Source organism: Myxococcota bacterium, from assembly GCA_039030075.1.
In the GTDB taxonomy this organism is placed as follows: domain Bacteria; phylum Myxococcota_A; class UBA9160; order UBA9160; family SMWR01; genus JAHEJV01.
In genome coordinates this window covers 73,414-93,559 of the sequence record JBCCEW010000016.1, presented here as the reverse complement: position 1 = coordinate 93,559, position 20,146 = coordinate 73,414, and the positions used below count along the sequence as shown (strand labels likewise).

The window sequence follows — 20,146 nt, the reverse complement described above, 5'->3', positions numbered from 1 at the left end:
TGGTTCGGGCGTTCAGGTTCTGGGGGGAGACGCCGGTCGACCGGCGGTCTTTCCCGATACGAAGGGCAGCGGCACCACTTCGGCTTCGAGCTCGCGCTGTCGCACCGCGATGGTCAGGCGGGTGCCGACGGCGCTGCGCTCGGGCGGTACATAGCCCAAACCGATCGGCTGGCCGAGGGTGGGGGAGGGTGCGCCGGAAGTGACCCGGCCGATCTCGGCGCCGGCGTCGACGATCGGGTAGCCGTGGCGTGCGATGCCCCGCCCCTGGACCGTGAAGCCGACCAGGCGACGGCGCGGGCCGTCGGCCTGACCGTGTCGCAGGGCGTCGGCGCCGAGGAAGTCGCGGTCCTCGCCGTCGGCGGTGAGTTCCACGAAGCGGTCGAGGCCCGCTTCGTAGGGCGTCGTCGTGTCGTCCAGCTCCTGGCCGTAGAGGGCCAGGGCGGCTTCGAGGCGCAGGGTGTCGCGTGCGCCCAAGCCTGCGGGCCGCAGCCCGTGATCGGAACCGGCGTCGAGCAGGGCGTCCCAGAGAGCGCCGACGTCCGCGGCCGCGCAGTAGAGCTCGAAGCCGTCGGCGCCGGTGTAGCCCGTGCGCGAGGCGAGCACGGCGACATCGGCCACGCGTCCGGCGGCGAATCGAAAGCGCTTCACGGCGTCCCAGTCGTCGCTGCTCAGGGCGCCCAGCACGGCGAGGCAGGCGGGGCCCTGGAGCGCGAGGAGTCCGGTGTCGGTGCTCGCGTCACGGACCGTGACGTCGCTCGGGGCGTGCTGCTCGCACCAGCCGCGGTCCTTGTCGATGTTCGAAGCGTTCACGCAGACGAGGAAGGCGTCGCTGCCGGTGCGGTAGACCGTCACGTCATCGACCACGCCGCCCGCCTCGTTGCAGAGCAGCGCGTAGCGCACGCGCCCCTCGGCCAGGCTGCTCATCCGGCGCGAACACAACCGGTCGGCGAAGGCCGCCGCGCCGGGCCCTTCGAGGTGCAGCTGCCCCATGTGGGACACGTCGAACAGAGCCACCGCCTCGCGGGCAGCGGCGTGTTCTTCGAGGATCGAGCTGTACTGCACCGGCATGGAAAAGCCGGCGAAGGGCACCATGCGGCCGCCCAGCGCCTCGTGCCGCGCGAAGAGAGGGGTCTTCGACAGGTCCGTCATCGACCGGTGCGCGCCTCGTAGGCGGTGAGCGTGTTGCGCAGCAGCATGGTGATGGTCATCGGGCCGACGCCCCGGCGGTGGGGCGTCACGATCTTCGCCACGCCCTGGACGGCCTCGGTGTCGACGTCACCGGTGAGCACGCCGTCGATGACGGTCACGCCCACGTCGATTACAGCGGCGCCGGGCTTCACCCAATCGCGCTCGACGAGCTTCGGCACGCCCACAGCGGCGACGATCACGTCGGCGCGCTGGCAGTGCTCGCGGAGGTCGCGGGTGCGCGAGTGGCACAGCGTGACCGTCGCGTTCGCCTGCTGCAGCAGGACCGAGACGGGCTTGCCCACGATGTCGCTGCGCCCGATCACGACCGCGTCCGCGCCTTCGAGGGAAATCTCGTGGCGGCGCAGGATTTCCATCACGCCGAGGGGCGTGCACGCGACCAGGGTCGGCAGGCCCTGGAGCAAGAGCCCCGCATTGGTGGGGTGCAGGCCGTCGACGTCCTTCGCCGGATCGATGGCGTGGGTGACGGCCGCCGGATCCAGGCCCTTCGGGAGTGGCAGCTGCACCAGGATGCCGTCGACCCCGTCGTCCGCGTTCAGCTTCGCGACGACGGCCTCGACGTCTTCCTGAGTCGCGTCGGCGGGCAGGTCGACTTCCGTCGAGTCCATGCCGATGCGGTCGCAGGCGCGTCGCTTGCCCTTGATGTACGAGGCGCTGGCCGGATCGTCGCCGACGAGTACGACGGCCAGTTTCGGAGCACGTCGTCCGGCCGCGACGTGGGCGCCGATCGCTTCGCCGAGCTCCTTGCGAATCGATTGAGCGAGGCCCAAGCCGTCGACGACGACGGTGTCGATGGGGGAAGTCATGGGGGTCTCCACGCGATGCCGGGTGGCGCGCGCCGAGCTTAGCCCCGGGCTGGCGAGGTGGGAACGGGGGAGGACGTCGTCGCGGGCGGCTAGGCCGCCTTGCCCTTCCCCTTGCTCTTCGCCTTCGACTTGCCCTTGTCCGGCTTGTCGCCCGATGACTTCTTGTCCGACTTCTTGTCGGACTTCTTCGTGTCGGAGCTCGAGCTGTCGCTGTCGCCCTTCGCTTCCTTCTTGTCCTCGCCGGGCTTCTGGGAGGAGTAGAGGTCGGAGTACCAGCCGCCGCCCTTCAGGACGAACGAGGTTTTGGAGATCAGTCGCTTGACCTTCAGGGCCTCGCACACCGGGCACTTCTTGACCGGGTCGTCGCTCATGCGCTGCTCGACCTCGAACTCGTGCCCGCAGTTGTCGCAGGCGTACTCGTAGATCGGCATGGTCGAGGCCCTCGCGGCAGCGCCTGCTCTCCGGCATCCCGGGCCTTCCGGCATTCCGAGAGCTTCGGCGGTGCGGAAGGGCCAGGGACGGGGGGCCGGTGGCGGCGCGAAATCGTGTGCGCCCGAGGCTACTGAGGGCGCCGCGAGGCCGCCAGCGGGCGCACATCGGGCCCGGCGTTGGGGCGGGATCCGCGCGAGAAGGGCCCGGGTGGGGGCCTGGAGGGGAGGGCGCGTGCTCGGGCTAGCTGCCCGTGGAGCCCTGCCGGTCCCGGTTGGCGAGCAGCGATTCGACCCGGCCTTCGATTGCCGGATCGCTGGCTTCCGGGTCGGCGGTCAAGTGATCGATGACCTCGAGGTGGTGTTCCAGGGTGGCCCGCAGCGAGGCGGCCACGCGCGAGCGCAGCAGCTTCATCTCGCGGAGCTCCTCGGCGAGTCGGGCGGCCCGGCGATGGGCGGCGTCGAGGACCTTCTCGCCCTGAATTTCCGCCTCGCTCACGAGCATTTCGGCCTCTTTCATCGCCGTCTGCTTGAGGTCCTCGCTGAGGTGCTGGGCGGTCGTCAGGGTTTCCTTGAGCAGGGTCTCGTTGGCCATCAGCTCCTGGACGCGCTGCTCGAGCCGGCCCACCTCTTCACGGGCGAGCTGGAGTTCGCGCAGGGTGGCTTCGTAGTCGCCCGACACGATGCGCAGGAAGCTGTCGACTTCGTCGCGGTCGTATCCCGACCAGCTGCGCGGAAAGACATGGTTGCGGACGTCGAGCGGCGTGATGCGCACGCGGGCCTCCCGGTGGACCCTGAAATGGATCTCACCCGGTGAATCGACGCCGGCGCGCCCCATCTTGAGGCGGCAACCGGGCTTCTTCCGGCGGCAGGCGCAGGCCTGCGGCGACGCTTTCGGGGTGGGGTGGAAGTATCCGATCTCGTTGGAACTTCCCGTCCCGGAAGCGCGAGCCGCGCGTGGCCCTGGCTAGTCGCCGGCCAGCTCCCGCGAGCGCCGGGTCGCGGCCTCCACCGCGTCGTGGATCGCCGCCCGGAAACCGCCGGCTTCGAGTCGTTCGACGCCGGCGATGGTGGTGCCGCCGGGCGAGGTCACCTGGTCCTTCAGTGCGGCCGGGTGGCGTCCGTCTTCGAGGGCGAGCTTCGCGGCGCCCAGCACGGTCTGGAAGGCGAGCTCGTAGGCGGCGTCGCGGGGCAGTCCCATCCGGACGCCCGCGTCGCCCAGCGCCTCGAGGAAGACGAAGACATAGGCCGGTCCGCTGCCTGAAAGGCCCGTCACCGCGTCGAGCAGGCCTTCGTTGGGCGCGGTCCAGCAGCGTCCGACGCAGCCGAAGAAGGCCTCGGCGCGACGCCGGTCCTCGGCGGTGGTGGCGGCGTTGGGGGCGATCGCGGTGGCGCCGGCCCGCACCAGCGCGGGCGTGTTCGGCATGGCGCGCACCACCCGCGCACCGTCCCCCAACAGCTCCTCGAGTTGAGTCAGGCGGACTCCCGCCGCGAGCGAGATCCACAGCGGGCGCGTCCGTTCGGGACGGTCGGCGAGGGCCTGGAGCACCGGGCCCACGACCTGCGGCTTCACGGCCACCACGACGATGTCGCTGGCGTCGAGCAGGGCGGGGTTGTCGGCGTCCACCTCGATCCCGAGCGTGGTCTGGAGGTGCTTGCGTCGGAGCGGGTCCGGGTCGGCCATGCGCAGCGCGTCGGCCGCGACGCCGGCTTCGAGCAGTCCGGCCGCCAGGGCTTCCGCCATGGCGCCGGCCCCGAGGAATCCGATTCGCTGGTCGGCGAGTGAAGTCGCTTCCATGGGGGCGAAGGCTATCCCATCGCCCGGGGATTCCCCGGTCGCGTCAGGCCGGGGGGCGCGCCCCGTAGAGCGCGGTGCCCAGCCGCACCAGCGTGGCGCCTTCTTCGACGGCCACCACGAAGTCGCCCGACATGCCCATCGAGAGTTCGCGCAGGCTCGGCAGCGTGGCCTGCCAGTGATCGCGGAGTTCACGCAGCTGGGCGAAGGCGGGTCGCACGTCCTCGGGATCGGGGGCCGGTGCTGGCAGGGTCATCAGACCCGCGACATCGAGATGGGGCCACGCTTCGCTCTCCGCGAGCAGGGGTTCGAGGGCGTCTGGCGCGACGCCGCCCTTCTGGGCCTCGCCGCTCGTGTTCACCTGCACGAGGACGCGCAGCCGGACGTCCTGGGCGGCGCAGTGCTTCTCCAGCGCCGTTCCCAGAGAAGCCCGATCCAGGGTGTGGAGCCACGTGAACGCCCCCACCACGGACTTCGCCTTGTTGCTCTGCAGGCGGCCGATGAAGTGCCACTCGGGCGGGTCGAGCGCGTGCTCGGCGAAGGCCTGCTCGAAGTGTGCGCGACGCCCGACGGCCTCCTGCACGTAGTTCTCGGCGACATCGCCGAGACCGGCGGCGACGCTCTCGACGATGGCGTCGTCGGCGATGCGCTTCGCCACGCCGAGCAGGCGCACCGCGTCGGCCTTGCGGCCGGCGCGCTGGGCCGCGGCGTGCACGCGCTCGCGCAGCTCCCCCAGTCGCTGGGCGACCGGATTCACCGGGAGCCGCGCTCGCGTGCGGCCCGTTCGAGGAGCGCGCGGGTCTCGTCGAGGGGGAGCCCGATCACGTTCGTGGCGCTGCCTTCGATGCGGGTGACGAAGCGCCGTCCTTCGCCCTGGAACCCGTAGCCACCGGCCTTGTCCATCGGTTCCCCGGTGGCGACGTAGGCCTCGACTTCGTCGCGGGGCGCTGCGCGCATCGTGACCTCGGTGGACACGGCGCAGCTCCACACCCTGCCGCTGCCACTCTCGGCAAGCGCGACCGCGGTCGTGACCCGATGGGTGCGGCCGAGCAGGGTCTCGAGCAGGCGCACGGCGTCCGCGGCGTCGGTGGGCTTCCCGAACAGCCGATCGTCGAGGATCACGCCCGTGTCCGAGCCGAGCACCAGGCGGCCCGGCGCGACGCGCTCGGCGCCCGCCTGGGCCTTCTCGCGGGCCAGTCGAATCACGGTGGCCTCGGCGCCCTCGCCGGGCACGGGGGTCTCGTCGAGGTCGACGGGCAAGGCTTCGAAGGCGATGCCGGCTTCGGCGAGGAGCTGGTGACGTCGCGGCGAACGGCTCGCCAGGACGAGCGTGTCGTCGCTCGGGCGCGCGTCGGCGGAGGAGGGCGAGTCGCTCACGCGCGCCAGTATGGAGTGGGATCGGCCGGCTGCCACCCGACGGCGACCGTGCGCTTCGCGCGCGAACGATCGCGCAACGCTGCCACCCAGAAGCGGAATCCGGTAGCCTGGACCTCTGATGAGCCGGGACCGGCGCGCGCGTTGCCAGCGAGCCTCGTTCTTCGTCCTGCGTCGCCCCTCGTGGCGTCGTAGCCGGACGGTCGTCCTGGCATCGGTGGCTCTAGCGGGCGCGCTGGGGCTCAGCTGCAGCGGCCCGCTGCGCGAGACGCCCGAGGGCTTCCTCCACGAACGCCATGGCTATCGCGTGGGCGCGCCCCCGGCGGCCGACGCGACCTGGAAGCGGGTGCGGGTCGACGGCAGCGTGCTCGCGTACCGGCGCGAAGCCGCCGCCTCCCAGCCACCGGTCCGCATGACGCTCTCATCGCGTTGTGGGGTGCCCCTCGCCGAGCCCGAGTTGTTGGCCCGGCACCTCCGGATCGGCGTGCCCGAGCACGTCGTGCGACAGAACGAAGCCGTCGAGGCGAGTCCGCTTCCCGGCTGGCAGCAGGTGTTCGACGTCACCCAGGATGGCGCCGTCGTGCGGGTGAAGACCGTGACGTTGGTCGGCGACCGCTGCGCTTATGACTGGGTGCTGACGGCGCGCGACGGGGCTGGGTTCGAAGAGGCGGAACCGACCTTCGACGCCTGGTGGCGAAGCCTCGAGGTACCGAGCGTGGGTGTCGCGGAGGGGGGATCTTGAGCCAGGAAACGCTTCCGGACCTGGCGGCGCCGCCTCGCCCGACGTGGCTCGATCGCCTCGGTGTCTGGGTGCTCGAGACCGTCGAGTCCTTCGGCGAGTTCGCGCTGCTCACTGCCCACACGGGACGGGCGCTGCTGCGGCCCGGGTTCCCGGGCAAGGAATGCCTGCGTCAGCTCGACGCGATCGGCGCGCGTTCGACGACCATCGTCCTGATCACGGCGCTCTTCACCGGGATGGTACTGGCGCTCCAGACCGGGATCGCCCTCACGCGCTTCGGCGCGAAGCCCTACGTGGGCAGCGTGGTGGGACTCTCGCTCGCGCGCGAACTCGGGCCGGTGCTCACGGCGCTGATGGTCGGCGGTCGGGTCGGCGCGGGCATCACCGCCGAGATCGGCGCGATGCAGGTGACCGAGCAGGTCGACGCGATCCGTTCGATGGGCGCCGATCCGGTGCAGAAGCTCGTCTTGCCCCGGGTGCTCGCCGCCACCTTCGCGCTGCCCCTGCTCACGGCCATGGCCGACGTGCTCGGCGCCGTCGGCGGGCTGATCCTCGCGTGGAGCCAGTTCGGGATCGATCCGAACTTCTACATGCAGACGATCATCAACACGGTGACGGTCGCTGACCTCTTCTCGGGGATCGCGAAGACCTTCGTCTTCGGTTGGCTGATCGCGATGGTGGGCTGCTTCGCCGCGCTCCAGACCACCGGGGGTACCGTGGGCGTGGGGCGCTCCACCACGCGCGCGGTGGTGATCGCCTCGATCGGGGTGCTGGTCAGCGACTACTTCATGACCCAGCTGATGGTGATCCTGTGACGTCCGGCGAGGTGCTGATCGAGTTGTCGGACGTCCACAAGGCCTTTCGCGGGCAGCCCGTGCTGCGCGGCGTCGACCTGCAGGTTCGCGCCGGCGAAACGTTCACGATCCTGGGCGGATCGGGGAGCGGGAAGTCGGTGTGCCTCAAGCACATGATCGGGCTGCTGCGACCCGATCGAGGCCGGGTGACCGTGCTCGGAACCGACATCACCGAGCTGCCCGAACATCATCTGATCGACGTACGGACGTCGGTCTCGATGATCTTCCAGAGCGCCGCACTCTTCGACTCGCTCTCGGTCTACGAGAACGTGGCCTACCCGCTGCGGGAGCATCGGGACTGGTCCGAGACGCGCATTGCCGAACGGGTGCGGGATTCGCTGGCCGCCGTGGGGCTATCCGGGATCGAGGCGAAGATGCCCGCCGAGCTCTCCGGTGGCATGCGCAAGCGCGTGGGCGTGGCCCGCGGAATCGCCCTCGAGCCGAAGGTGATCCTCTACGACGAGCCGACCACCGGTCTCGACCCGGCGAACCAGCGCCGCATCGGCGAGCTGATCGCGAATCTCCAGCGCGAGCTTCAGGTGACCTCGGTGGTCGTCACCCACGAACTCGAGCTCTGCTTCGAAGTCTCGGACCACGTCGCGCTGCTCAAGGACGGCGAGATCGCCGCCCAGGGCACCGCCGACGAGATGCAGAGCTCCAGCCACCCCGACGTGCGCGCCTTCCTCGACGGCGTGCGCGACACCGACGAACTCGAGGGAGGACGCCTCCTTGCCTGACCAGAACCGCTTGCCCCTGATCGTGGGAGCCTTCGTGATGGCGTCGCTGGCGGCCCTGGCCCTGGCGGTGTTCTCGCTCTCGTCCCAGCAGGGCGTGTTCGTCGAGCGCTACCGCCTCGTCGGCTACTACGACAACGTCGGCGGCTTGAAGCCGAACGCGCCCGTCTGGCTCGCGGGCACCCAGGTCGGCCGGGTCGAGAGCGTGAACCTCGACGTGCGCGACGACGGGACGCCCGGCGTCGAGGTGGTGCTCCAGATCGATGAGGTCGTGCAGAGCCGGATCCGCGGCGATTCCCACGCGTCGATCGGGACCATCGGCCTGTTGGGCGATCGCTACGTCGAAATCTCGCTCGGGACGCCCGACGCGGCGCCCCTCGAGGCCAACGCCGAGATCCGCACCGTCGACCCGACCAATCTCACCCGGGTGATCGACACCGGCACCCAGGCTCTCGACAACATCGCCACGCTCGCGGCCAACCTGAACTCGGTGGTGGCCGAGTTCGAAGCCGACAGCGGCGGCGAGGGCCTGGCGGCCTCGGTGGTGGCGGTGGCCGACATCGTGAAGGAGATCCAGGAAGGCAGTGGTCTGCTGCACAGCCTGATCTACGACAACTACGAGGGCAGCGGCGTTGCGAGCATCGAGGCGTCGCTCGGCACGCTCGAAGGCATCCTGAACGAGATCGCCGAGGGCGAGGGCCTGCTGCACAGCCTGATCTACGAAGAGCTCACCGAGCAGGACGCCGTCTTCGAACTGCTCCAGGCCGGCTCCAGGCTGAACAGCATCCTCGCGAAGATGGACGGCGGCGAGGGCACGATCGGGCTCCTGCTGAACGATCCGACGCTCTACGAGGACATGAAGCGGCTCATCGGCGGCGCTCAGCGCAGCACGGTGGTGCGCACGCTGATCCAGATGTCCGCCGACGACGAAGCGGACGAGTGACCGACGACGAATCTCCCATTCGCTGTTGGAGTCTCGCTGGCGCGCGCGAGATCCTGGCCGAGGTGCGCCGCCATACCTCCGAGGCGGTGACGCAGATCGGTGAGATCGATGCGCGGCGCTCGGAGCTGCCTGCGGGATCGTCGGGTCGCAAGCAGCTCGACGACGACGTGCACCGGGCCGTCGCGAAGTGGACGCGCGCCATGGAGGCGCTCGGCGTCGAGGTGCACGGCTCCTGGCGCGTGGGCTTCGACAATGGCGAGGGCTACTTCTGCTGGCGCTGGCCCGAACCCGAGATTGCCTACTTCCGCGGCTACGACGACGAGGACGACGCGCGCGCGCGAATTCAGTGAGCCGCGGGCGCTGCCAGAAAGGTGTAGACGCGCGTCGTCGCGATCGCAAAGCGCCCTTCGAAGGCGCGCCGTCCGGCCAGGTCGGGCACTTCGTCGTTGACCAGGCGAATCGCGAACCGGCCGCGCTCGGGGTCGAGCTCCAAGGCGGCGTCGCGAAAGCCCAGGTACACCTCGGTCTGGGGGAAGTACGCCTTGTAGAGGCTTTCCTTCGCCGAGAACACGACGTTGCCCCAGGCCTCGGCGGAGGTGCCCGGTAGCGCACGCAGGTGGGCACATTCTTCGGGCGAGCAGATGCGCTCGAGGGCGCGCGTCGAGAGGGGCTTGCGCAGCTCGGCGTCGAGTCCGACGCCGGCCCAGTCGCGATCGTGCGCGGCGACCGCGGCGCAGTAGGCGTCGGTGTGGGTGATCGCGCCGACGCAGCCCGTCGGCCACAGGGGAGCCCGGCGGGCACCGCGCAGGACCGGACGATCGTGGACCCCCAGCTGCGCGAGCGCGCGTCGCGCGCAGGCGCGCCCGGCGTGGAACTCGGGGCGGCGTCGCGGCCCCATGGCTTCGGCGAGCGCCGTTTCGTCCGGGTGGAGCGGCTCGGGCGGGTCGGGAATCTCGGACTCGGCGAACGCGACGCCCTCGGGCAGCAGTGTCTCGATCACTCCCGGTCGCGCTCCACGCGCCGGCGCCCGCGTTTCGTATCGCTGCGGCGGCGCTTCGCCTCGAGGGTGCGCCGCTTCGAGGCCGCGCTCTCCCGGGTCGGGACGCGTCGGCGCTGGGTCCGCAGCGCGTCGCGCACCAACTCGGCCAGGCGCTCCCGGGCGAGCTCGCGGTTGCGCGCGCGCGAGCGGTGTCGGGACGCGTGGACCACGAGGTTGCCGGCGCGCGTGACGCGATCGCCCAGCCGCGCGAGCACCCGACGGCGCTGGCTGTCGGAGAGCGCACGGCTCTCGGCGAGGCACCAGTGCAGGGTGACCCGGGTGTTCGCCTTGTTGACGTGCTGGCCGCCCGGTCCGCCCGAACGGCTCGCCGTCTCGCGCAGCTCGTCCGCGGGAATCACGAGGTTCCCGCGCACCCAGAGATCGGTTTCGACCGCCACGGGACCGAGTCAATCAGCTCCGGTCGCCCGCGACAAGCGCGGGCGCCCGGGCCAGGAGCCCTCGCCCTCTAGAGGTTGTAGCCGCTCTCGCCGTGCTGGCTGAGGTCGAGCCCCTGCTCCTCGCTGTGGTCGTCGATGCGCAGACCGACGACTGCGTCGACGATCTTCGCGAGCACGAAGGACGCGATCGCGGTGTACACGACGGTGATGACCGCCGCACCGAACTGGACGCCGAGCTGGGAGCCGATCGCCAGGTCGCCTTCGAGCCCGCCGAAGGTCTCGGAGGCGAAGACCGCGACCAGGATGGTGCCGACGAAACCGCCCACTCCGTGGACCCCGAACACGTCGAGGGAATCGTCATAGCCGAGCTTGAACTTCAGGATCACCGATGCCCAGTAGCAGGCCAGGCCCGAGGCCAGGCCGATGGAGAGCGCGCCGATCGGACCGACGAAGCCCGACGCCGGGGTGATCGCGGCGAGCCCCGCGATGCTGCCGGTGACGATGCCGAGCACCGAGGGCTTCCCGCGCGTGGCCCACTCGACTCCCATCCAGGTGAGGGCGGCCGTGGATGCCGAGATCTGGGTCACCACCAACGCCATGGCCGCGCTGCCGCCGGCGCCCAGGGCGCTGCCGGCATTGAAGCCGTACCAGCCCACCCAGAGCATGCCCGTCCCGACGACGGTGAGCGTGAGGTTGTGGGGCATCATCGGGGCCGTCGGCCAGCCGCGTCGCGTGCCGAGCAGAACGGCCAGCACGAGCGCGGCGACGCCCGCCGTGATGTGGACGACGATGCCGCCCGCGAAGTCGAAGACGCCCCAGTCGGCGAAGAAGCCACCCGCGCCGCCCCAGGTCATGTGGCAGATCGGCAGGTACACGAAAGTCAGCCAGCCGACCATGAAGAGCAGCATGGCCGAGAACTTCATCCGCTCGGCGAAGGCGCCCACGATGAGCGCCGGCGTGATGATCGCGAAAGTCATCTGGAAGGCGAAGAAGAGCAGCTCGGGAATCGTGCCCGACACGGAGTCCGGCCCGACACCCGAGAGGAACGCCTTGCCGAACCCGCCCACGAACGAATTCAGGTTCGTCACGCCTTCCTGCATGCCGGTCGTGTCGAAGGCCATGCTGTAGCCGTAGGCCAACCAGAGCAAGGTCATCAGCGCCGTCAGCACGAAGCACTGCATCAGCACCGAGAGCACGTTCTTGGTGCGGACCAAGCCGCCGTAGAAGAGCGAGAGCCCCGGGATCGTCATGAACAGCACCAGCGCGGTGGCGGTCAGGATCCAGGCCGTGTCCCCGGTGTCGACGGTTCCCTCGGCGGCGGCGCTACTGGCGAAGCACCAGGGCAGCACGCTGGCTGCGAGGACGGACAGGGCGCGGCGGGGGCTGGGCATGGGGACTCCTATGGGCCCGCGCCTGCGTGGCGCGGCTGGAGAAGCCTTATAGCAGGATTGGGGCCCAAGGGGGCCGAATAAGGCACGAACCAGCCCGGTCGGACACGCTCCAGCGGCCCCGGTGCTTCTCTGGAATACTCGCCGACCCTTGGAGGTGTGATGCTCCCGAAAGACCGACCCGTGCTGCTTCACAACCCGCGCTGTTCGAAGAGTCGTGCCGCGCTGGCCCTGCTCGAGGAGCGAGGTGTCGCGTTCGACACGAGGCTCTATCTCGAGACGCCCCTGGACCGAAGCGAACTCGACGAGTTGGCTGCACGTCTCGGACGCGGCCCGGGTGGCTGGGTGCGACGTGGCGAATCCGCCTACGCCGAAGCGGGGCTCTCCGACGACTCCGAGGACGCCGCGCTGCTCGACGCGATCGCCCAGCAGCCCATCCTGATGGAGCGCCCGATCCTGGTGAACGGGGAGCGCGCGGTCGTCGGGCGTCCACCGGAAGACGTCCTCGGACTGCTCGACGACTAGCGGGCGCGGCACCGCACCCGCAAACGAAAACCGCCCCGCCGGTGAACCCGACGGGGCGGATGTTCGGACGAAACGTGCAGCGCTAGGCCGGGTTGCCGTCGTTGCTGAGCGCCTCGTGCACCTTGCCGACCATCTTGGCGGAAGGCTTGAGCGTGAGGTCGCCGTCTTCGTTCCAGGTGGGCGGGATGCCCTCGTCCTTCTTGGAGACGTAGAGCGCCGCCTTGAACTTGCGCATCATCTCGTCGACGTTGCGGCCGACGTTCAGGAAATTCACCTCGGAGAACAGGAGCTTGCCGTCCGGGGCGATCACGTAGGTGCCGCGCAGCGCGAGGCCCGCGTCTTCCAGGTAGATGCCGAAGGCCCGCGCGAGCTCGCCGGTCTTGTCCGAGCCCATCGTGAACTGGACGTCCTTGAGCTCCTTCTCGACGGTGTGCCACGCGAGGTGGGTGAAGTGCGTGTCGCAGCTCACGGTGATCAACCGTGCGCCCATCTTCTCGAAGCGATCTTGCAGCCCTGCCAGGGCCGCGAATTCAGTCGCTCAGACGAAGGTGAAGTCGGCGGGGTAGAAGAAGAGGATCGTCCACTTCCCGCTCGACTTCAGGTCCGCGAGGCTCACCTCGCCGAAATCGCCCGTCTTGGGCTCGTAGGTCGTCAGGGTGAAGTCGGGGACTTCGCTCCCGACTTGGATGGTCTCCGTCACGGGTTTCCTCATTGGGTTGGAAGCCGCGGCTTCGCTGTCGATTTCATCCGCAGCATGCCGCTCCCGTGGGCCGTCCCCTGCACATTGGGCACCGAAAAATCGGTGCATTCGCGGGGACTTCCCTCGGCAACCGCGGCTGCGGATGCGAAGCGGTGAACTTTACCCCGCTGGAATAGAGGGTCAATCGCCCGCGTCGGGAAGTGGGCCCGGCGGCGCCGACGCGACGGTGGCGTTCTCGTGCAACGCGGCGATCTCGGACTGGGAAAAGCCCAATTCTTTCAGGACCTCGCGGGTCTCCCCGCCGAGGGGCGACGCGGGCCGACGCACCCGCACCGGGGTGCGAGAGAACTTCGCGGCGGGTCCGGTCACCGGAACCCGGGCGCCGTCGGGACGCGGGACCTCCTGGAGCATCTCGCGGTCGATCACATGCGGGTCACGGGCTGCCTCGGCGTAGCTGCGGACCGCTGCGGCCGGCACGCTGGCTTCGCGGAGGGCGGCGACGAACTCGGCGACGCTCCGCTCGGCTGCAAACGACGCGAGCAACCCGTCGACCTCTTCGCGTCGGGCGATGCGTTCGGTTGCCGTCGCGAAGCGGGGATCGCGGCCGAGCTCGGGTCGCCCGATCACTTCACTGAGCTTGCGCCAGTGGCTGTCGAGCAACACGCCGGCCATCACGCTTCCGTCGCGACAGCGGTAGGTGTTCGCCGGGGCGGCCACACGAAACTGATTGCCGAGGCGGGGCAGGGGCGCGTCGAGCGCGCCCAGGGTGAGATACCCGGTCGACTGGAAGAGGAGCGCATCGAGGAGCGAGACGTCGATGTGTTGCCCCTCGCCGGTGCGGTCGCGGTGGCGCAGGGCTGCGAGCGCGGCCAGGGCACCGTGCACCCCGGCGAGATCGTCGGCCAGGAAGGTCGGCGACTTCACGGGTTCGCCGTCCGGGGAACCGTTGAGGGAGAGGAAGCCGCTCGCCGCCTGAGCCAGAGGGTCGTAGCCCACGCGGTCGTGGTCGGGTCCCCACTGTCCGAACCCCGAGATCGAGACGTACACGACGTCGGGACGCACCGCGCGAACGGCGTCGTAGCCGATCCCCCAGGCGTCGGCCGTGCCGGGTCGGAAGTTCTCGATGACGACGTCCGAGCGTTCGGCCAGGCGCAGGAAGACGGCGCGGCCTTCCGCCTCGTGGAGGTCGAGGGCGAGGCTGCGCTTGTTCCGGTTGAGGGTCTCGTGCATGAACGAGAGCGGGGGATCGGTTCCGGGCAGGAAGGGCGGGGAGCGGCGCGCGATCTCGCCGTCGGGATGTTCGACCTTGATGACGTCCGCACCGAAGTCGGCGAGCAGGCAACCGCACATCGGCCCGGCCCAGGTCGTCGTCGCTTCGAGGACGCGCAACCCCGCGATGGGGCCTTCGCCATCGCGACGTGCGTCGCGAAAGAACTGCTCCTTGTCCATTCAGTCCTCCAGAAAGCACCGGGTGCTCCGGAAAGGCCATGGCGTCCTTACGGAAGACCGGTCGGTCCTCCCGGAAGGCCTGTGCTATCGGTGATCGCGCGTCAGTATGGCCTGCTCGGGCAGGCCAGCGACGCGCAGAATGCCATGCCCGGTCTCGGGACCGGCGCGTCGCGCGAAGGAGAACCCGATGGACTGGGGCAGCTGGCTGGTGGGAAGCACCGAAACCCTCTACGACGTGGCGCTCTTCGTGACGCGCGTCGGCATCGGCGTCTGCTTCGTGGTGCACGGGCTCGGTAAGCTCGGGATCGTCGGGACGGGCAACTTGCAGGGGTTCACCGAATGGTTGGCGAGCCTCGGCGTTCCGATGGCGCCGGTGCAGGCGCGGATGGCGATGCTCTCCGAGATCGGCGGCGGCACTGCGTTGGCGCTGGGCTTCCTCACCCGGCCGGCGTGTCTGCTCTTGATCGTCACGATGGCCGTCGCGGGCATCGTCGGTCACCGCGGTGCGGGCTATCTGATCACCAACGATCCGCCGGGCGCCGAGTACACGATCAACCTCGCGCTGATCTGCTTCGCGATCCTGCTACTCGGCCCAGGCGCCCTCTCCGTGGACGCTCTCCTCTTCCCTTAGCCTCGTCGAGGCGGGCCGCTCCTGCGCGTTCGCGCGCCGCACTCGCGCGACGCGCTCGTGCAGGTGGGCGGGTGGCGCACCCAGGGCGTCGAGGGCGCGGCTCGCGGCCCGGCGCGTCGTGGCGTCGGCCTCGTGCTCGGCGCCTTCGAGGCAGCGCAGCCAGAGGCTCTCCGGCGCCTCGGCGGGCCCGGCCAGCGCGGGAAGTGTGGCGAGGGCGAGACGCCGCAGCCCCGCATCCGGGTCGCGGCTGGCTTCGAGTGTGCGTTCCAGCGTGGCGGGCGCGGCCGGGGCCAGGGCGCGCAGCGCGGTGAGCGCGATCCGCCGTACCCGCGGCGGGTGCTCGGGGCCGAGCAGGGATTCCACCACCGGCAGCACCTCGGCGTGGAGGCGTCCCAACTCGACGAGCAGACGCGCGGCGCGCCAGCGACGATCGCCGCGGGCCGTGTCGAGGGCCGTGACGATCGGGGGCAGCAGCTGGATCGGCGGCGGTTCGAGACGCGCCCACACCCAGGCGGCCTCCAATCGCGCGGCCGGGGCGGAGTCGTGGATCACGGTCCGTAGCCGGCTCAAGACCTGATCGTCATCGCGACCGATCTCGACGAGGGCTGCGCTCGCCGCGCGGCACACCCGGCGGTCGGGGTCGCTGAGGGTCGCGACCAGCGCATCGACGAAGAGGATCGCGGCGGGGTCCTGGCGTGCGGCGTCACAGGCAGCCGCGCGCGCGGCGGCGTCTTCGCTTGCGAGGCCGGCCAGAACCGGGTGGCTCACACCTGGGTCCAGCGGGCGGCGAGCGGGTCGTCGCCTTCGCGCGAGACCCGACCCTCCCGCTCCAGCTTCAACAGGTGGGACGCCACCGAACTTCGCGCCGGCACATGGAACGCTTCCGGGTAGGCGGCGTACACCCGCGCCACGATCGCCGGGATGTCGTCGAGACCGGCTGCCATCGCGTCGAGGATCTGGTCCTCGCGTTGATTCCGATGGTCGATGTACTCGCGCACCTTGGCGACGCCGTCCGGGATCTTCGGTCCGTGGGCCGGGTAGATCGCGGTGGGCCCCTCGCCGAGCAGCCGCTCGAGCGACTGCATGTAGTCGAGCAGGTCGCCGCCCTGGGAGGGAATCACGGTCGTTCCGACGCCGAGCACGTTGTCGCCGCTGAAGAGGGAACGCTCCTCCTCGAGCACGAAGCACAGGTGGTCCTCGGCGTGGCCTGGCGTGTGGAGGGCGCGCAGGGTCGCGCCTTCGGTCTCGACCACGTCGCCGTCGTCGATCGCCGTGATCGCGAAGTCGTAGGGCGCGTCGAAGCCGTCGTGCGGTCGCTTCGAGACGCGCAGCGCGCCGTGACTCTGATGCACGTCTGCAACGCCGCCGATGTGATCCGGATGCCCGTGGGTGAGGACGATCTCCTGGATGCGACAACCGCAATCGGCCAGGGCGCGCTCGAGCACCGGGAGGTATTCGGCGACGCCCGAGCCCGTGTCGATCAGGATGCGCTCGGACCCGGTGCCCACCAGGTAGGTGTTGGTGCCCGGACCGGTGAACATGTTGGGGTTCTGTCCGAGAGCGACCGTGACCCGATCGGACCAGCGATCGATGTCGGGCAGCGAGAGCCCTTCCATGGTGGCGGGTGTCTGGCTCATGAATCCCCCGCGATCGTCATGCGCGCGACGCGCACGCTGGGCGAGCCGATCCGGGAGAGCCACAAGAGGTCGCTCCCGATCGCATCGATGTCCCGCAGCATGTCGCCGAAGTTGCCGGCGATGGTGATCTCTTCGACGGGATGCGTGAGCTTGCCGTTCTCGATCCACATCCCCGCGGCCCCCCGCGAGTAGTCGCCGTTGACGGGGTTGAAGCCCATCCCGATCAATTCGGTCACGAGCAGCCCGCGCGGCGTGTCGGCGATCAGATCTTCGAGCGAGGCGTTGCCCGGCTCGAGGCCCAGGTTCGCGGCGCCGACGCCCGGGGCGCTGCCCGCCGAACGCGTGGCGTTCCCCGTCGATGCGAGCCCGAGCTTGCGCGCCGAGTAGCTGTCGAGGAGCCATGAAGACAGGCGCCCGCTTTCGAGGATCGGCGTGCGTCGGGCCGGCAGGCCCTCGCCGTCGAAGGGGCGACTGCCGAGCCCGCCGGGCCGCAGGCCGTCGTCGACGAGGTCGAGCCCCTCGAAGCCGATTTGCTCACCGAGCTTCTCGGCCAGGAAGGTGGTGCCGCGGTAGACGGCGTAGCCGCTCACCAGGCCGGCGAGCTGGCCCCACAGGCTCGCTGCGGTGCGGGGGTCGAAGATGACCGGGGCTTCACAGGTGGGGACCGGGCGCGCGCCGAGCCGGCGCAGTGCGCGATCCGCGGCTTCGCGCCCGACGGACTCGGGCGCGTCGAGATCGGCGAGCCGGCGGCCGACGGTCATCCAGTAGTCGCGCTGCATGCCCGCGTCGTCCTGGGCGAGGGGCTCGGCGAAGAGACCGTGGTAGGCGCTCTCGTACGAACCGAGAAAACCCTCGCTGTTCGCGTAGACGATTTCGTTGAAGTCGGAGGATGCTTGCGATCCTTCCGAGTTGGTGATCCGCGCGTCGGCACTGCGCGCCGCCGTCTCGGCGCGCTGGGCGTCGGCGATGCGGGCATCGGCCGTGACGCCGCGATCGGCGGGGTCGACGAGTCCGAGGTCGGGCAGGGTGTTCGCATCGGCAAAGCCGCCCTCGGGCAAACCAGCCGCCGGATCCACGGCGGTGGCCTGCGCCAGCAGCGCGGCTTCCTTCGCCATCTTGGCGACGGCCTCGTCGCCGAGATCACTGGTGGAGGTGATGGCGGAGCGCATGCCGCCCTCGCCGCGAACCAGTGCGCGAATGCCGAGAGTGCGCTCACGCGCCTGCTTCACGAAGTCGACTTCTTCGCCACGGACGCGCGTCTCGAGCGAGTCCGAGAGCACGACCACGGTATCCGCCGCGTCCGCCCCGGCGTTCAGCGCCGCCTCGAGGGCGGCCCGCGCTGCGTCCTGGAGCTGGCTCATCCTTCGGTGCCTCCGACGGTGAGATCGTCGACCCGCAGGGTCGGAAGGCCGACGCCCACGGGCACCGACTGGCCGTCCTTGCCGCAGGTCCCGACGCCGCGGTCGAGCGCGAGGTCGTGCCCGATCCTCGACACGCGCGTCAAGACGTCCGGACCGTTGCCGATCAGCGTGGCGCCCTTCACCGGTGCGCCGAGCCGTCCGCCCTCGATCTTGTAGGCCTCACTCGCCGAGAACACGAACTTGCCGCTCGTGATGTCGACCTGGCCGCCGCCGAAGTTCACTGCGTAGAGGCCGCGGTCGACCGAGCGCAGGATCTCCTCCGGGTCGTCCTCGCCGGCCAGCATGAAGGTGTTGGTCATACGGGGCATCGGCAGGTGGGCGTAGCTCTCGCGCCGGCCGTTGCCGGTGGGCGCCATGCCCATCAGCCCCGCGTTGAGGCGATCCTGCAGGTAGCCGCGCAGGATGCCGTCTTCGATGAGGACCGTCCGCTGGCTGGGCGTGCCCTCGTCGTCCACGTTGATCGAGCCGCGGCGCGCTTCGAGGGTGCCGTCATCGACGACGGTGACGCCGGGCGCCGCGACCCGCTCGCCGATCCGACCCGAGAAGGCCGAGGTGCCCTTGCGGTTGAAGTCGCCTTCGAGGCCGTGGCCGATCGCCTCGTGGAGCAGGATGCCGGGCCAGCCGGGCCCGAGGACGACGGTCATGCTGCCGGCCGGGCAGGGCTCGGCTTCGAGGTTCGTGAGGGCGACGCGCACGGCTTCGTCCACCAGGGACTGCCAGCGTTCCGGGTCGGCGAGGGCGTCGAAACCGGTGCGACCGCCGCAGCCCTGGTAGCCCACCTCACGTCGCTCTCCGTCCTTCGCGATCACCTGGACGTTGAGCCGGACGAGCGGCCGGAAGTCGGCCGCCACCGTGCCGTCGCTGCCGACCACCATCACCTGGCGGTCCTGGGAGACGCAGCTCGCCATCACCTCGATGATGCGCGGGTCGCGGGCACGCGCGTACCGGTCGATGGACTCGACGAGTTGGATCTTCTCGCCGACGGGAACGTCCGTCGGTGTCTGCGCGACCGGGTAGAGGCCGCGACCGGCGCCACTAGGCGCGAGTGCGGCGCTGCCGCCGCGTGCCGAGTTGCTCGAGATCGCGCGCGCGGTTTCCGCGGCCAGCCGCAACGACTCGACGGTGACCTCGTCGCTGTGCGCGTAGCCCTGGCGCTCGCCCTTCTGTGCGCGGACGCCGACGCCCTGTTCGAGGTGCCGATCGCCGTTCTTGACGATGCCCTCTTCGAGGACCACCGAATCCTGGGTGGTGTACTCGAAGAAGAGATCGGCGTAGTCGACCTCCCGTTCGAGAGTGGCGTCGAGGGCCGCCGTCAGGCTGCGATCGTCCAAGCCAAAGCGGTCCCGAAAGAAGTCCCGCGGCGGCGGCGGCTGGCTCATGCATTCTCCTGTGCAGAAGGGAACCCGGTTCGAAGCCGGTCCGGAAGCTCCGCGAGCGTAGCAAGCGACCCGACGTCGAGCGCTCGCAGTCCGGCGCGCTGCGCACCGGCGAGGTCCTTCTCCGCATCATCGCCGACGAAGAGGGCCTCGGAGGCCGGCACATCCAGCTCGGCGAGGGCGCGCTCGAAGATCGCCGGGTCGGGTTTCTCGGCGCCGACGTCGCCGGCGAGCACCACGGAAGCGAAGTGCTCGCGGACGCCGAGTCCGTCGAGGATGCCGGGGAGGCGGTGGTCGAAGTTCGAGACGACGCCGAGCCGGAGGCCGTACCGCCGGAGCGCTTCGAGGGCCTCGCGCGTCCCGCCGCGCAGTGCCCACGCCTCGGCGCGCGCGTAGTGAGCGAAGAGGGTGGTGAAGCTCTCCTCGAAGTCGGGGAGGCGTCGGTCCGAGTCGGCCGCGAGAAAGGTGCGTCGGACGATGTCGCGCCAGGCCGCGCGCTCGAGGGCGGGGCGTTCTGCGGCGGACGCGTCGGGGAAGATCAGCGTCGCGCCTTGCCGCCACACCCGGCGAAACGCGTCGTCGAGTCGCCACGCCGAGATCTCGACGCCCTGGCGCGCGGCCTCTCGGGCGTACACCTCTCCGATGGGCTCGCGCGGGGCGATCAGAGTGCCGGTCGCATCGAAGAGGACGGCCTGGAGCACCC

General features: G+C 70.3%; 24 protein-coding genes. 7 read left to right on the top strand and 17 right to left on the bottom strand.

The window, feature by feature from the left end; genetic code table 11:
* Positions 1 to 12: 12 nt before the first annotated feature.
* The 7 genes from gcvT to AAF430_17045 all read right to left on the bottom strand — a co-directional run bounded on the left by gcvT (position 13) and on the right by AAF430_17045 (position 5,612).
* On the bottom strand, positions 13 to 1,149 hold the full coding sequence (gene gcvT / locus AAF430_17075; GenBank protein ID MEM7411945.1) for a glycine cleavage system aminomethyltransferase GcvT: 1,137 nt from the start codon (positions 1,147 to 1,149) through the stop codon (positions 13 to 15).
* A complete protein-coding gene (folD, locus tag AAF430_17070) occupies positions 1,146 to 2,000 on the bottom strand; it encodes a bifunctional methylenetetrahydrofolate dehydrogenase/methenyltetrahydrofolate cyclohydrolase FolD (protein ID MEM7411944.1) in 855 nt (284 codons plus the stop codon). Before folD ends, gcvT begins: the two co-directional genes overlap by 4 nt.
* 101 nt (positions 2,001 to 2,101) lie before the next feature.
* Positions 2,102 to 2,443: a zinc ribbon domain-containing protein gene (locus AAF430_17065; protein MEM7411943.1), complete on the bottom strand. Its 342-nt coding sequence runs from the start codon at positions 2,441 to 2,443 to the stop codon at positions 2,102 to 2,104.
* Between the two features lie 241 nt (positions 2,444 to 2,684).
* Positions 2,685 to 3,215, bottom strand: coding sequence for a DivIVA domain-containing protein (locus tag AAF430_17060; protein ID MEM7411942.1), 531 nt, complete (start codon positions 3,213 to 3,215; stop codon positions 2,685 to 2,687).
* A gap of 192 nt (positions 3,216 to 3,407) precedes the next feature.
* On the bottom strand, positions 3,408 to 4,238 hold the full coding sequence (gene proC, locus AAF430_17055) for a pyrroline-5-carboxylate reductase (GenBank protein ID MEM7411941.1): 831 nt from the start codon (positions 4,236 to 4,238) through the stop codon (positions 3,408 to 3,410).
* Positions 4,239 to 4,281: 43 nt separating this feature from the next.
* The gene (locus AAF430_17050) at positions 4,282 to 4,992 is read right to left on the bottom strand and encodes a YggS family pyridoxal phosphate-dependent enzyme (protein MEM7411940.1); all 711 of its coding nucleotides are present in this window, start codon (positions 4,990 to 4,992) and stop codon (positions 4,282 to 4,284) included.
* On the bottom strand, positions 4,989 to 5,612 hold the full coding sequence (locus AAF430_17045) for a Maf family protein (protein MEM7411939.1): 624 nt from the start codon (positions 5,610 to 5,612) through the stop codon (positions 4,989 to 4,991). The genes AAF430_17050 and AAF430_17045 overlap by 4 nt, the downstream gene beginning before the upstream one ends.
* A gap of 118 nt (positions 5,613 to 5,730) precedes the next feature.
* On the opposite strand from AAF430_17045, the gene AAF430_17040 reads away from it, so the two are divergent.
* The 5 genes from AAF430_17040 to AAF430_17020 are packed head-to-tail and all read left to right on the top strand — an operon-like array spanning position 5,731 to position 9,229.
* Positions 5,731 to 6,351 (top strand): hypothetical protein, encoded by a 621-nt coding sequence (locus tag AAF430_17040; GenBank protein ID MEM7411938.1) that lies wholly within the window; start codon positions 5,731 to 5,733, stop codon positions 6,349 to 6,351.
* On the top strand, positions 6,348 to 7,163 hold the full coding sequence (locus tag AAF430_17035) for an ABC transporter permease (protein ID MEM7411937.1): 816 nt from the start codon (positions 6,348 to 6,350) through the stop codon (positions 7,161 to 7,163). The genes AAF430_17040 and AAF430_17035 overlap by 4 nt, the downstream gene beginning before the upstream one ends.
* On the top strand, positions 7,160 to 7,939 hold the full coding sequence (locus AAF430_17030; GenBank protein ID MEM7411936.1) for an ABC transporter ATP-binding protein: 780 nt from the start codon (positions 7,160 to 7,162) through the stop codon (positions 7,937 to 7,939). The genes AAF430_17035 and AAF430_17030 overlap by 4 nt, the downstream gene beginning before the upstream one ends.
* Positions 7,932 to 8,879 (top strand): MlaD family protein, encoded by a 948-nt coding sequence (locus AAF430_17025; GenBank protein MEM7411935.1) that lies wholly within the window; start codon positions 7,932 to 7,934, stop codon positions 8,877 to 8,879. The genes AAF430_17030 and AAF430_17025 overlap by 8 nt, the downstream gene beginning before the upstream one ends.
* Complete coding sequence (locus AAF430_17020; GenBank protein ID MEM7411934.1) at positions 8,876 to 9,229, top strand: DUF2203 family protein; 354 nt, start codon at positions 8,876 to 8,878, stop codon at positions 9,227 to 9,229. The genes AAF430_17025 and AAF430_17020 overlap by 4 nt, the downstream gene beginning before the upstream one ends.
* Here AAF430_17020 and AAF430_17015 read toward each other — a convergent pair.
* From AAF430_17015 to AAF430_17005, 3 genes are all read right to left on the bottom strand, one after another.
* Positions 9,223 to 9,879, bottom strand: a complete 657-nt coding sequence (locus AAF430_17015; GenBank protein MEM7411933.1) for a 4'-phosphopantetheinyl transferase superfamily protein — start codon at positions 9,877 to 9,879, stop codon at positions 9,223 to 9,225. The two genes, AAF430_17020 and AAF430_17015, sit on opposite strands and share 7 nt — an antisense overlap.
* Positions 9,876 to 10,316 (bottom strand): alternative ribosome rescue aminoacyl-tRNA hydrolase ArfB, encoded by a 441-nt coding sequence (gene arfB / locus AAF430_17010; GenBank protein MEM7411932.1) that lies wholly within the window; start codon positions 10,314 to 10,316, stop codon positions 9,876 to 9,878. The genes AAF430_17015 and arfB overlap by 4 nt, the downstream gene beginning before the upstream one ends.
* Before the next feature lie 68 nt (positions 10,317 to 10,384).
* On the bottom strand, positions 10,385 to 11,707 hold the full coding sequence (locus tag AAF430_17005) for an ammonium transporter (GenBank protein MEM7411931.1): 1,323 nt from the start codon (positions 11,705 to 11,707) through the stop codon (positions 10,385 to 10,387).
* A 159-nt stretch (positions 11,708 to 11,866) separates the two neighbouring features.
* On the opposite strand from AAF430_17005, the gene arsC reads away from it, so the two are divergent.
* Positions 11,867 to 12,229: an arsenate reductase (glutaredoxin) gene (arsC, locus tag AAF430_17000; protein ID MEM7411930.1), complete on the top strand. Its 363-nt coding sequence runs from the start codon at positions 11,867 to 11,869 to the stop codon at positions 12,227 to 12,229.
* A gap of 82 nt (positions 12,230 to 12,311) precedes the next feature.
* On the opposite strand, the gene AAF430_16995 is transcribed toward arsC, so the two are convergent.
* A complete protein-coding gene (locus AAF430_16995; protein ID MEM7411929.1) occupies positions 12,312 to 12,941 on the bottom strand; it encodes a peroxiredoxin in 630 nt (209 codons plus the stop codon).
* A gap of 168 nt (positions 12,942 to 13,109) precedes the next feature.
* Positions 13,110 to 14,378 (bottom strand): CoA transferase, encoded by a 1,269-nt coding sequence (locus tag AAF430_16990; protein MEM7411928.1) that lies wholly within the window; start codon positions 14,376 to 14,378, stop codon positions 13,110 to 13,112.
* Between the two features lie 187 nt (positions 14,379 to 14,565).
* Between AAF430_16990 and AAF430_16985 the strand changes: the two genes are divergently transcribed.
* Positions 14,566 to 15,009 (top strand): DoxX family protein, encoded by a 444-nt coding sequence (locus tag AAF430_16985; GenBank protein MEM7411927.1) that lies wholly within the window; start codon positions 14,566 to 14,568, stop codon positions 15,007 to 15,009.
* Here AAF430_16985 and AAF430_16980 read toward each other — a convergent pair.
* From AAF430_16980 to AAF430_16960, 5 genes are read right to left on the bottom strand one after another with little or no spacing between them, the layout of a single operon-like run.
* Positions 14,962 to 15,777, bottom strand: coding sequence for a hypothetical protein (locus AAF430_16980; GenBank protein ID MEM7411926.1), 816 nt, complete (start codon positions 15,775 to 15,777; stop codon positions 14,962 to 14,964). The two genes, AAF430_16985 and AAF430_16980, sit on opposite strands and share 48 nt — an antisense overlap.
* Complete coding sequence (locus AAF430_16975) at positions 15,774 to 16,646, bottom strand: MBL fold metallo-hydrolase (protein MEM7411925.1); 873 nt, start codon at positions 16,644 to 16,646, stop codon at positions 15,774 to 15,776. Before AAF430_16975 ends, AAF430_16980 begins: the two co-directional genes overlap by 4 nt.
* Positions 16,643 to 18,007, bottom strand: a complete 1,365-nt coding sequence (locus AAF430_16970) for a TldD/PmbA family protein (GenBank protein ID MEM7411924.1) — start codon at positions 18,005 to 18,007, stop codon at positions 16,643 to 16,645. Before AAF430_16970 ends, AAF430_16975 begins: the two co-directional genes overlap by 4 nt.
* Positions 18,004 to 19,446, bottom strand: a complete 1,443-nt coding sequence (gene tldD, locus AAF430_16965; protein ID MEM7411923.1) for a metalloprotease TldD — start codon at positions 19,444 to 19,446, stop codon at positions 18,004 to 18,006. The genes AAF430_16970 and tldD overlap by 4 nt, the downstream gene beginning before the upstream one ends.
* Positions 19,443 to 20,144 carry an HAD-IA family hydrolase gene (locus AAF430_16960; protein ID MEM7411922.1) on the bottom strand — a complete coding sequence of 234 codons (702 nt, stop codon included), beginning with the start codon at positions 20,142 to 20,144 and terminating at the stop codon, positions 19,443 to 19,445. The genes tldD and AAF430_16960 overlap by 4 nt, the downstream gene beginning before the upstream one ends.
* Positions 20,145 to 20,146: the final 2 nt, after the last annotated feature.

What these genes read in the sequence shown, in the direction of transcription:
- gcvT (MEM7411945.1), bottom strand. Translation starts at nt 1,149, where the DNA reads ATGACGGACCTGTCGAAGACCCCTCTCTTCGCGCGGCACGAGGCGCTG.
- AAF430_17065 (MEM7411943.1), bottom strand. Translation starts at nt 2,443, where the DNA reads ATGCCGATCTACGAGTACGCCTGCGACAACTGCGGGCACGAGTTCGAG.
- proC (MEM7411941.1), bottom strand. Translation starts at nt 4,238, where the DNA reads ATGGAAGCGACTTCACTCGCCGACCAGCGAATCGGATTCCTCGGGGCC.
- AAF430_17040 (MEM7411938.1), top strand. Translation starts at nt 5,731, where the DNA reads ATGAGCCGGGACCGGCGCGCGCGTTGCCAGCGAGCCTCGTTCTTCGTC.
- AAF430_17005 (MEM7411931.1), bottom strand. Translation starts at nt 11,707, where the DNA reads ATGCCCAGCCCCCGCCGCGCCCTGTCCGTCCTCGCAGCCAGCGTGCTG.
- arsC (MEM7411930.1), top strand. Translation starts at nt 11,867, where the DNA reads ATGCTCCCGAAAGACCGACCCGTGCTGCTTCACAACCCGCGCTGTTCG.
- AAF430_16990 (MEM7411928.1), bottom strand. Translation starts at nt 14,378, where the DNA reads ATGGACAAGGAGCAGTTCTTTCGCGACGCACGTCGCGATGGCGAAGGC.
- AAF430_16985 (MEM7411927.1), top strand. Translation starts at nt 14,566, where the DNA reads ATGGACTGGGGCAGCTGGCTGGTGGGAAGCACCGAAACCCTCTACGAC.
- AAF430_16975 (MEM7411925.1), bottom strand. Translation starts at nt 16,646, where the DNA reads ATGAGCCAGACACCCGCCACCATGGAAGGGCTCTCGCTGCCCGACATC.
- AAF430_16970 (MEM7411924.1), bottom strand. Translation starts at nt 18,007, where the DNA reads ATGAGCCAGCTCCAGGACGCAGCGCGGGCCGCCCTCGAGGCGGCGCTG.
- tldD (MEM7411923.1), bottom strand. Translation starts at nt 19,446, where the DNA reads ATGAGCCAGCCGCCGCCGCCGCGGGACTTCTTTCGGGACCGCTTTGGC.